This window comes from Desulfovibrio sp. Fe33, assembly GCF_028532725.1.
Classification (GTDB): Bacteria; Desulfobacterota; Desulfovibrionia; order Desulfovibrionales; family Desulfovibrionaceae; genus Pseudodesulfovibrio.
Genome location: NZ_JAQKGU010000018.1, coordinates 1 through 9353 on the forward strand (window position 1 = coordinate 1; position 9353 = coordinate 9353).

Annotated in this window: 10 protein-coding genes; 7 read left to right on the forward strand and 3 right to left on the reverse strand. The window is 61.2% G+C overall.

All coding sequences use genetic code 11. The features are described from left to right. Positions 1-124: 124 nt before the first annotated feature. Complete coding sequence (locus PSN43_RS15835) at positions 125-880, reverse strand: SDR family oxidoreductase (protein WP_272701713.1); 756 nt, start codon at positions 878-880, stop codon at positions 125-127. Positions 881-1228: 348 nt separating this feature from the next. Here PSN43_RS15835 and PSN43_RS15840 point away from each other — a divergent pair, with 348 nt between their 5' ends. From PSN43_RS15840 to PSN43_RS15860, 5 genes are all read left to right on the forward strand, one after another. After that, a complete protein-coding gene (locus PSN43_RS15840) occupies positions 1229-1984 on the forward strand; it encodes an ABC transporter ATP-binding protein (protein WP_272701714.1) in 756 nt (251 codons plus the stop codon). A gap of 39 nt (positions 1985-2023) precedes the next feature. Next, positions 2024-3175: a branched-chain amino acid ABC transporter substrate-binding protein gene (locus PSN43_RS15845; RefSeq protein WP_272701715.1), complete on the forward strand. Its 1152-nt coding sequence runs from the start codon at positions 2024-2026 to the stop codon at positions 3173-3175. A 61-nt stretch (positions 3176-3236) separates the two neighbouring features. Beyond that, positions 3237-4139 (forward strand): branched-chain amino acid ABC transporter permease, encoded by a 903-nt coding sequence (locus PSN43_RS15850; RefSeq protein ID WP_272701716.1) that lies wholly within the window; start codon positions 3237-3239, stop codon positions 4137-4139. After that, complete coding sequence (locus PSN43_RS15855; protein WP_272701717.1) at positions 4120-5310, forward strand: ABC transporter permease subunit; 1191 nt, start codon at positions 4120-4122, stop codon at positions 5308-5310. The genes PSN43_RS15850 and PSN43_RS15855 overlap by 20 nt, the downstream gene beginning before the upstream one ends. Before the next feature lie 207 nt (positions 5311-5517). Continuing rightward, a complete protein-coding gene (locus PSN43_RS15860; protein ID WP_272701718.1) occupies positions 5518-6240 on the forward strand; it encodes an ABC transporter ATP-binding protein in 723 nt (240 codons plus the stop codon). Positions 6241-6341: 101 nt separating this feature from the next. Here PSN43_RS15860 and PSN43_RS15865 read toward each other — a convergent pair whose 3' ends face one another. Beyond that, positions 6342-7307, reverse strand: a complete 966-nt coding sequence (locus PSN43_RS15865; protein ID WP_272701719.1) for a DMT family transporter — start codon at positions 7305-7307, stop codon at positions 6342-6344. A gap of 236 nt (positions 7308-7543) precedes the next feature. Between PSN43_RS15865 and PSN43_RS15870 the strand changes: the two genes are divergently transcribed. Beyond that, a complete protein-coding gene (locus tag PSN43_RS15870; RefSeq protein WP_272701720.1) occupies positions 7544-7735 on the forward strand; it encodes a hypothetical protein in 192 nt (63 codons plus the stop codon). Positions 7736-8006: 271 nt separating this feature from the next. Here the strand turns inward: PSN43_RS15870 and PSN43_RS15875 are convergent, their stop codons facing one another. Further along, positions 8007-8477, reverse strand: a complete 471-nt coding sequence (locus tag PSN43_RS15875; RefSeq protein WP_272701721.1) for a hypothetical protein — start codon at positions 8475-8477, stop codon at positions 8007-8009. A gap of 267 nt (positions 8478-8744) precedes the next feature. Between PSN43_RS15875 and PSN43_RS15880 the strand changes: the two genes are divergently transcribed. Continuing rightward, a complete protein-coding gene (locus PSN43_RS15880) occupies positions 8745-9185 on the forward strand; it encodes a universal stress protein (RefSeq protein ID WP_272701722.1) in 441 nt (146 codons plus the stop codon). Positions 9186-9353: the final 168 nt, after the last annotated feature.

Consider the following 9353-nt stretch of genomic DNA (forward strand, 5'->3'; position numbering starts at 1 on the left):
AGCCGAAACAGAAACGGTAAAAGTGTTACCTATGTTCCCGGGCAGAAGTGTTACCCATGTTCCTGGTTGCACAGAACCCTTTTCAAAGGGTTTTTCCTCTCCTTCCCCCGGCCGCCGGAGGCGACTACTTGTCGCGAGAGATGGCGAATGGGGAGAAAGCCTGCTGCACGGGCATGACTTCGAGGGCGTTGATGTTGACGTGCGGGGGCAGGTTGGTGGTCCAGAAAACGCATTCGGCTATGTCTTCGGGGGTGATGGGTTGAGTTCCTTCGTAAACCTTGTCGGCGGCGGCCTTGTCGCCTTTGAAGCGGACAACGGAGAACTCGGTTTCGCACAGGCCGGGTTCGATGTTGGTCACGCGGACCTTGGTGCCGAGGAGGTCGGCGCGCAGGTTTTTGGAAAAGTGGTTCACGAACGCCTTGGTGCCGCCGTAGCAGTTGCCGCCGGGGTAGGGGTAGGTCCCGGCCACGGAGCCGAGGTTGACTACATGGCCCCGGTTGCGTTCGACCATGCCGGGCAGGATGGCGCGGGTCATGTAGGTCAGGCCCTTGATGTTGGTGTCGATCATGGCCTCCCAATCATCCAGGTTGCACGCCTGGGCAGGCTCCAGGCCAAGAGCCAGGCCCGCGTTGTTGACCAGGACGTCGATGGCCGCGAATTCATCGGGGATGGATTTCACGGCCTGTTCGCACGCCTCGCGGTCGCGGACGTCAAAGGCCAGGGTATGCACCTTGGCGGGGGCGAGGGCGGCTTTGATGTCTTCCAGCCGTTCGGCTCTGCGGCCGGTGATGACAAGATTCCAGCCCTCGGCCGCGAAACGGTGGGCCATGGCCTGGCCGAAACCGGCGGTGGCGCCGGTGATGAGTATGGTTTTCGCCATTGTTGATCTCCTTTCCCTATTTGGTCGATGGAGCTGCGTATGTCGCAGCGTCGGGGATGCATTCGACACCTTGGCATGATTGCCTTCGGAAGTCACGAATTCACACCAAAACACAGTATAGATTCCGTAATGACGCCCTGCGGGAGAACTAAATTCACAATTATTTCAGATTCGCCAAATTTCCCACTGATGAATAAGAAATAGGCCGTGAGTTAGACTTTTTTACCCAGATAAGGTAAGAAGTTACGTCTAATCCCGAAATGAACGCCACTTCATGGGACTGAAGCGCGGAAAGGGAATCGACTCTTTTTTCATGGCGGGGGATTCCTTCTATTTTATTGGGTTGATATGGCAAATCTCATTCTAGACGACATCTGTGTCCGCTTTGGCGGCTTGCAGGCGCTGACCGATGTGGCCTTTTCCGTGTCCGAGGGCGAGGTCGTGGGACTGATCGGCCCCAACGGGGCAGGCAAGACCACGGTCTTCAACGTCATCACCGGCGTGTACAAGGCGTCCAGCGGCTCGGTTTCCTACGACGGCACGAAAATCACCGGGATGCGGCCGTACCAGGTTCTGTCCATGGGCATCGCCCGCACCTTCCAGAACATCCGCCTCTTTCAGAACATGACCGCGCTGGAAAACTGCATGGTCGCCCAGCACAGCCGGTCGAAATGCGGCGTTGCGGGCGCCATTCTGCGCAGCCCCGGCCAGCGGCGGGAGGAGGCGCGGATCATCGAGAAATCGCAGAAGGCGCTGGATTTCATGGGGCTGGGCCGCCGGGCCGACGAGGTGGCCTCCAATATGCCCTACGGCCATCAGCGCAGGCTGGAGATCGCCCGCGCCCTGGCCAGCGAGCCGCACACCATCCTGCTCGACGAACCGGCCGCCGGGCTGAATCCGGCGGAATCCAAGGAACTCATGGAATCCATCGGCCGGATAACCGACCTTGGCATCAACGTGCTCATGGTGGAGCACGACATGAAGGTCGTCATGGGCATCTGCAACCGCATCGTCGTGCTTGACCACGGTGTAATGATCGCCGAGGGGCGGCCTGAGGAAATTCAGCGGAACCCCGACGTGATCGAGGCATATTTGGGCCAGTAAGAGAGGCTGGCTGAACCGCAACGAATGGAGAGAGTGGTTATGAAACGTTTACTGGTACTCGCAGTGGCCATGCTCGCTCTGGGCTTGCTCCTCGCGGGCTGCGGCGGCGAAGAGAAGAAGGCCGATCAGGTCCTCAAGATCGGCACCATGTCGCCGCTGACCGGCCCCTATGCCGCCGACGGCAACGATATCCGCCAGGGCGCGGAAATCGCCGTCGAGGTCTTCAACGAGGCTGGAGGCATTCCCGGCTTCTCCAAGATCGAGATAGTTTCCGAGGACACCGCCTGCGATCCGAAACAGGCCGTCGCCGCAGCCAACAAGCTGATCAACGAGAAGGTCGCGGCCGTGGTCGGAGCATACTGCTCCAGCTCGACCATCCCTGCTTCCGAGACCCTGGCCGAGGAAAACATCATCATGCTGACCCCGGCCTCCACCAACCCGAAAGTCACCGAGCGCGGCCTGCCCTACATGTTCCGCACTTGCGGGCGTGACGACCATCAGGCCCCGGCCGCCGTCAAGTTCATGCAGAGCGTCGAGGGCGTGAAGAGCATCTTCATCGTGGACGACAAGACCACGTACTCCCAGGGGCTGGCCGAAGGCGTGGCCGCCGCCGCCACCGCCGCGGGCATCAACGTCCTGGAGCACGACCACGTCAACCAGGGCGACAAGGACTATTCCGCCGTGCTGACCAAGGTCAAGGCAGCTAATCCCGATCTGTTCTACATCTCCCTGCAAAACTCCGCCACCGGCGCGCTCATGGTCATCCAGGCCAAGCGCATGGGCATCACCGCCATCCTCATGGGCCAGGACGCCGTCTACCATCCCAAACTCATCGAGATCGCCAAGGCCGATTCCGAGGGCATGTACTGCACCTTCGGCGCCATCGACAAGGACGCCCCGAAGTTCAAGGAGTTCCAGAGCAAGTACAAGGCGCTGACCGGCAACGAGCCGGGCGCGTACTCCGCCTATTCCTTTGACTCCGCCACCGCGTACCTGATGGCCGTCAAGGCCGCGGGCACCACCGATCCCGCCAAGGTCCGCGAAGAGCTGCTGAAGCTCGACTTCACCGGCGCTTCCAAGCAGATCAACTACCAGGAGAACGGCGACTCCGGCTCCAACTACACCGTGTACAAGGTCCAGGACGGCAAGTTCATGCCCTACTGGAACTCCCTGACCGGCGAAAAGTACTAGGCCTCAATCCGTCTAACCAACCGGGGTCCCGCCGACGCGGGACCCCGGACACTGGAAAAATATGGACTTTTTTCTCCAACAGCTCATCAACGGCATCACGCTCGGCGGCGTCTACGCCCTCATCGCCCTGGGCTACACCATGGTGTACGGCATCATTCAGCTCATCAACTTCGCCCACGGTGAATTCTTCGCGGCGGGCGGCTACATGGGCGTGATCCTGATCTCCTATCTTTCTTCGCAGGGGCTGCATCCATACGCCTGCCTGGCCATCTCCCTGGTCCTGTCCATGGGCTACTGCGCCCTGCTGGCCATGGCCGTTGAGCAGCTCGCCTACAAGCCGCTGCGGCAGGCCTCGCGACTGGCCGCGCTGCTTTCCGCGCTCGGCATGTCCATCTTCCTGCAAAACGGGCTCATGCTGACGCAGGGCGTGTACGACCGGGCCTACCCCACGGAGATCACCTCCGGCGGGTTCGCCATAGGAGCCATTTCGATCTCCTACATGCAGATTCTCATCGTGGCCGTGACCGCGTTCCTGCTCGTAGGGCTGAATCTTCTGGTTTTCCGCACACGCATAGGCCGGGCCATGCGCGCCACGGCCCAGGATAAGGTCATGTCGGCGCTGGTCGGTATCAATTCCAACCGGATCATAGCCCTGACCTTCGCCGTCGGGGCGGGACTGGCCGCCGCCGCAGGCATCATGGTCGGGCTGTATTACGGCTCGGTCAACTACACCATGGGATTCGTGCCGGGCATCAAGGCGTTCGCCGCGGCCGTGCTGGGCGGCATCGGCAATATCACCGGCGCGCTCGTCGGCGGGCTCATCATCGGCATGGTCGAGATTTTCGCCGCCGGGTATATTTCCGGCGAGTACAAGGACGTTTTCGCCTTCATCATCCTGATCGGCGTACTGTACTTCAAACCCACCGGCATTATGGGAGAGAACGTTGACGATACGCGAGTCTAAGCGGCTGTGGCTGGCCTGCGGCGTCGGGCTGGTCTGGTTCCTCATTCTTCTGTGGCCCATGCTCGGCATCAAGCCGGACGGACTGGAGTTCGCCACGACCTTCAAGGTCTTCGGCTATGTGGCCGTGGCCGCCGTCTTCATCATGTTCTTCTATCAGGTGAAGGAGGCGGGCTATCTTGACACCGTGGGCGCGCCCGCTAAACAGGCCACCGGCCTCATCGGCGCGATCTACGAAAAGACGCCCAACTGGGTGCTGCTGGGCATCGTCCTGGCCGGAGCCATCGCCTTTCCCCTGCTTACGGGCCGCTACGCCCACGACGTGGCCATCAGCGTGCTTATCTACATCTGTCTCGGCCTCGGCCTGAACGTCGTCATCGGCCTGGCCGGCCTGCTGGACCTTGGATACATAGCCTTTTACGGGGTAGGCGCATACACCTACGCGCTCGTGAGTCTGCACTTCGGCATTTCGTTCTGGCTCTGCCTGCCCATCGCCGCCTTTGTCGCGGCCATCGCGGGCTGCATCATCGGCTATCCGACCCTGCGGATGCGCGGCGACTACCTGGCCATCGTCACCCTCGGGTTCGGCGAGATCGTCCGGCTCATCCTGAATAACTGGATGTCGCTGACCAACGGTCCCAACGGCATTCTGTCCATCCCCCGGCCCGAGCTGTTCGGTTACGATTTCCGTTCGCTGTCGAGCATGTACTACGTCATCCTCGGTTTGGCCGTCGTGACCATCATCGCGGTCTACCGCCTCAATTATTCGCGCATCGGGCGCGCCTGGGAGGCCATACGCGAGGACGAGACGGCGGCCGAGCTCATGGGCGTGAACACGTTTCTGCTCAAGCTCCTGGCCTACGCCATGGGCGCGACCTTCGCCGGGTTCGCCGGGGCGTTCTTCGCGGCGCGCATGAAGTTCGTCGGCCCGGAGTCGTTCACGTTCCTGGAATCGGCCATGGTGCTCGCCATGGTCATTCTCGGCGGCATGGGGTCCATCCCCGGCGTCATCCTCGGCGTCCTCGCCCTGGTGGCCCTGCCCGAGGTGTTCCGCGAGTTCGAGATGTATCGGATGCTCGTGTTCGGCGGCGTCATGACTCTCATGATGCTGATTCGCCCGGCAGGCATTTGGCCCGCCAAGCGCGTCGGCCGCCGGTCGGAGGAAGCGGACTGATCGCAATGACCCGGGGGAAAGACCGCATGGCCCTTCTCCCGCCTTCCTCCCGAATACCGTGCGCGCCGCAGGGGAGGAGGCTGTCTGCAACCGGCATGGCGCGCGAATGGGGCGGCAACGCCTCGCCCGCAACCTGGAACACCGACAACCGCCCCTCTCCGCAAAGCACGGAATGTGCCGGAGGAGACGGGATGGGAGCAACGATACATGGCTGATAAAACACCTATTCTGGAAATGCGGAACGTGGTTTCCGCGTATGGGCGGATTCAGGCCCTGAAGGGCATCTCGTTGAAGGTGTACGAGGGCGAGGTTGTCTCCATCATCGGGGCCAACGGCGCGGGCAAGTCCACGACGCTGATGACCGTCTGCAACATCGTCAAGGCGGTGTCGGGCGACGTCCTGTACAAGGGCCAACGGATCAACGGCGTGAACCCGGACGTCCTGCCGACCATGGGGTTGTGCCAGGTGCCGGAGGGGCGGCGCATCTTTCCGCGCCTGACCGTGCTCGAAAACCTCGATATGGGCGCGTTTTTCCGCCGCGACACCGCCGGGGTCAAGGAGGACGTGGAGCGAGTCTTCGAGCTGTTCCCCAAATTGCGCGAACGGCGCAGGCAATTGGGCGGCACCCTGTCCGGCGGCGAACAGCAGATGCTCGCCATGGCCCGCGCGCTCATGAGCCGTCCCAAGGTCCTGCTTCTGGACGAGCCGTCCATGGGGCTGGCCCCGCTTCTGGTCAAGCAGATCTTCGACATCATCAAGATGATAAACGGGCAGGGCGTTACGGTTGTTCTGGTCGAACAGAACGCAAACCTCGCGCTCCAGGCCGCCGTGCGCGGCTATGTGCTGGAAACGGGCAACGTCGTCATGGAGGACGATGCCCGGAAGCTGCTCGAAAATCCCGATATCCGCAAAGCGTATCTGGGAGAGTAGACGGGAAAAGGCGTTGCCCGAGGCCGGGCCGATTCGGAAAGCGGCGGGTTGGCGCTGTCGCCTAAAGCCTGTCTACGACGAGATCAAGCTCTGCCTGGGCATCATTGGGCAACGCCCATGGCGTGTTGCCGTCTGAAGCCGCCCTTTCCGGCCGATTGGGGCGCGCCGTCGTAAAGCGCGACGAATATTCCCGCAAGAATCAATGCCCCGCTCAGGAGCTGGGTGCGGTTGACCGGCTCGTCGATGACGAGCCAGGCGATCAGCGCGCTGACGGGCGGCAGGGTGTAATAGAACAGCATGGCCTTGGGCGCGCCGAGAATCTGGACCGCCGAGTTCCAGAAGAGAAAGCAGAGAATCGAGGCGAGCACCGCCAGATAGATCAGGGACGCGGCCACGCCGCCGGAGATCGGCGGCACGGTGAAGCGGCCTCCGGTTTCCCACAGATACATGGGGACGAGGTACAGGGTGCCCAGCAGACTGATGGAGAGAAACAGGGTGGTCTGGCTGAATTCCTTGGCGACCCTGCTCACTGCGGTGTTGTACACGGCGGACATGCAGGTCGTGGACAGGATGAGCAGGTCCCCGGGGGCGAAGTGCAGGGACAGCAGCCGGTCGAGCTGCCCGCCGGTGACCAGGTAGGCCACGCCGAAGCTGCTTACGGCGATGCCGAAATACATGGAATGACCGATGCGTTCCTTGTACAGGAATTGGGCCGTCAGCGAGGTCAGCAGCGGCGAGAGTGTCGCTATCAGCGACATGTTCAGCGTTCCCGTGGTCTGCCCCGCCAGGAAGACGGCCGTATCGTAAAGGGAGATGCCGGTCAGCGCGAGCAGGCTCAATACCTTCCAGTGACGCACCACCGCCTTTCGCTCACGCCACAACGCCCGCCAGCCGAAGGGCAGGAAGATCAGGGACGCCAATATCCAACGCAACAGGTTGGTGGTGGCCGGAGGAAGCTCCTGGGCCAGTCCTCGGGCGGCCACGAAATTGCCGCTCCAGAATGTGATGCCCAGTATGATGAAGATGTAGCCCGCAGTCTGAGTGTGGCGAAAACAGCGGAAATTCATATCCCCAATCTCCTTGAAATATAGGCCTGAACGGACGGTGTCCGCTCAGGCCAACTCCCCAAGGAAAACGAAAAGCCGTAATTCCAGGTGGAGGATGTCGGTCACGTATGATTGTGAAGGGGGCAGGTCTCTGAATATGTGCCGGACCCGCGGCTCCTGCGGCGAGTCCATGCCCAGGCCTGTGGAAGATCTGTAGCCCGTTTTTCCTTTCCCAAAAAATCCGGCCAAAGCGGCCCGTGGATACGATCGCCTGCCGGAAGGAGCGTGACTTATGCCGTCTTGATTATATCCGCAAGCACTTTTACGGGGCTTTCCCGCCTTCTTTTCACAACGAGCCGAAGCGGCCCGTATTCCCAGTGCTGGATCAAGGCAAGAAGCTCGTCTTTTGGGTGAAGACAACGCCCAGGAAAAACAGAATTTCCGGCTAGGGAAAAAGGGGACCTATGCATTCGCCTCCCCCGCCTTTCTCCCGAACGCCGCGAACCTAAAAAAAAGCCTGCGCCGAAGGCGCATAAGGGGGATGCAAGGGTGCGAACCCTTGCCCGCCGGAGGCGAAATCACCCGACTATTGCCGCGAAGCGGCTTTCGACCCCTGATTTTCCTCATTACGAAGAGAAAGGGGAAGTCCTCCAAAAGAAGGCGGCCCGGCCCGCTTAAGCGGGCCGGGCCGGGCGAAAAGGTTCGGGGCTCCGGTGGCGTTTAGACGTAGTCGCCGCGGTTGAACTTGAATTGTTCGGCGGCGGCGAGAGTTTCCAGTTCGTCGACAATGGACTTGAGTCCGGGGTGGGTGCTCGCGAGGTCCGGTTGTCCGGCCTTGAGGCTGGCCACGTCGTCGGCGATCTCGTCAAGGGTGCCGTAGGCGGACTTGAGTCCGGCTTCGGGGTCGGCGAGAGCGGCGGCGTAATCGTCCCACTTGTCGAGAATGGACTCCACCTGACCCGCGACCTGGGCCCCGTCTTCGGACACGGGACGCACGTTGGCGACCGCTCCGGCGGCGAGCAGGGGATTCACGATCGGCGGCGGCGCAATGTTCGGCGCGGCGGCCGTTTCGCCTCGCGCCACTTCACGATTGAGAAAATCCCCGAAGGCCGATTCGGACTGCCCCGCCTTGTTGCGGCGTTGCATTTGGTCCGGTTGGACGCCCTCGATCTGATCAGGACGGATCTTCATACTTCAACTCCTATCCTGTGGTTTGCCTTAAATAAAGCAAGAAGCCTGCCAATGCCTGTGTATTGACAACCGTCTGTAAAGTCTTATTCTTTTTTTGTGAGAGGCCCGGCAAATTCTGCCGCGTTCGCCGAAAGACGGCCTCCTTCGCATAGACACTAATGCAGAAGAAAAAGGTTGTCTATCGTGAGCGGGAAAGGCATAAATGAATTAGGCAAGAATCCTTTCCTTCCGCTTTGAGCGGGGAAAACAACATAAGGAGGAGAACCCATGGCCGAAATCAAGAAGATTCTGTGCGCTGTCGATTTCTCGGATTACAGCCCGATGGTCGCTGATTACGCGGGTATGATGGCCAAGAGTGCAGGGGCGGAAGTCCTGGTGCTCTATGTCGCGCCTTCCCTCAGCCAGTATGTGGGCTTCCACGTTCCGCCCAGCTCCATCGAGAGTTTCGTGGGCGAAATAGTCACCGGTGCTGAAGATACCATGAACGCCTTTGTCAAGGAAAACTTCAGCGATATCAAGGTGGAAGGCAAGGTCGTCACCGGCTATCCCGCCGAAGAGATCCTGGCCATCAGCGAAGCTGAAGGTTGTGACATGGTCGTCATGGGCACCCATGGCCGCAAGGGTATCGATCGCATCCTCTTCGGCTCCGTGGCCGAAAAGGTCGTCAAGAGCTCCAAGGCCCCGGTCCTCACCGTCCGCCCCCGCTAGTTCCTTTACGGACCGACATAAACCATATAAAGGAACGGTTTCGACCGTTCCTTTTTTTGTGGCCTCCGGCGGGGGGGGGGGGGGGGGGGGGGGGGGGGGGGGGGGGGGGGGGGGGGGGGGGGGGGGGGGGGGGGGGGGGGGGGGGGGGGGGGGGGGGGGGGGGGGGGG

What these genes read in the sequence shown, in the direction of transcription:
- PSN43_RS15835 (WP_272701713.1), bottom strand. Translation starts at nt 880, where the DNA reads ATGGCGAAAACCATACTCATCACCGGCGCCACCGCCGGTTTCGGCCAG.
- PSN43_RS15875 (WP_272701721.1), bottom strand. Translation starts at nt 8,477, where the DNA reads ATGAAGATCCGTCCTGATCAGATCGAGGGCGTCCAACCGGACCAAATG.
- PSN43_RS15860 (WP_272701718.1), top strand. Translation starts at nt 5,518, where the DNA reads ATGGCTGATAAAACACCTATTCTGGAAATGCGGAACGTGGTTTCCGCG.
- PSN43_RS15850 (WP_272701716.1), top strand. Translation starts at nt 3,237, where the DNA reads ATGGACTTTTTTCTCCAACAGCTCATCAACGGCATCACGCTCGGCGGC.
- PSN43_RS15880 (WP_272701722.1), top strand. Translation starts at nt 8,745, where the DNA reads ATGGCCGAAATCAAGAAGATTCTGTGCGCTGTCGATTTCTCGGATTAC.
- PSN43_RS15845 (WP_272701715.1), top strand. Translation starts at nt 2,024, where the DNA reads ATGAAACGTTTACTGGTACTCGCAGTGGCCATGCTCGCTCTGGGCTTG.
- PSN43_RS15840 (WP_272701714.1), top strand. Translation starts at nt 1,229, where the DNA reads ATGGCAAATCTCATTCTAGACGACATCTGTGTCCGCTTTGGCGGCTTG.
- PSN43_RS15865 (WP_272701719.1), bottom strand. Translation starts at nt 7,307, where the DNA reads ATGAATTTCCGCTGTTTTCGCCACACTCAGACTGCGGGCTACATCTTC.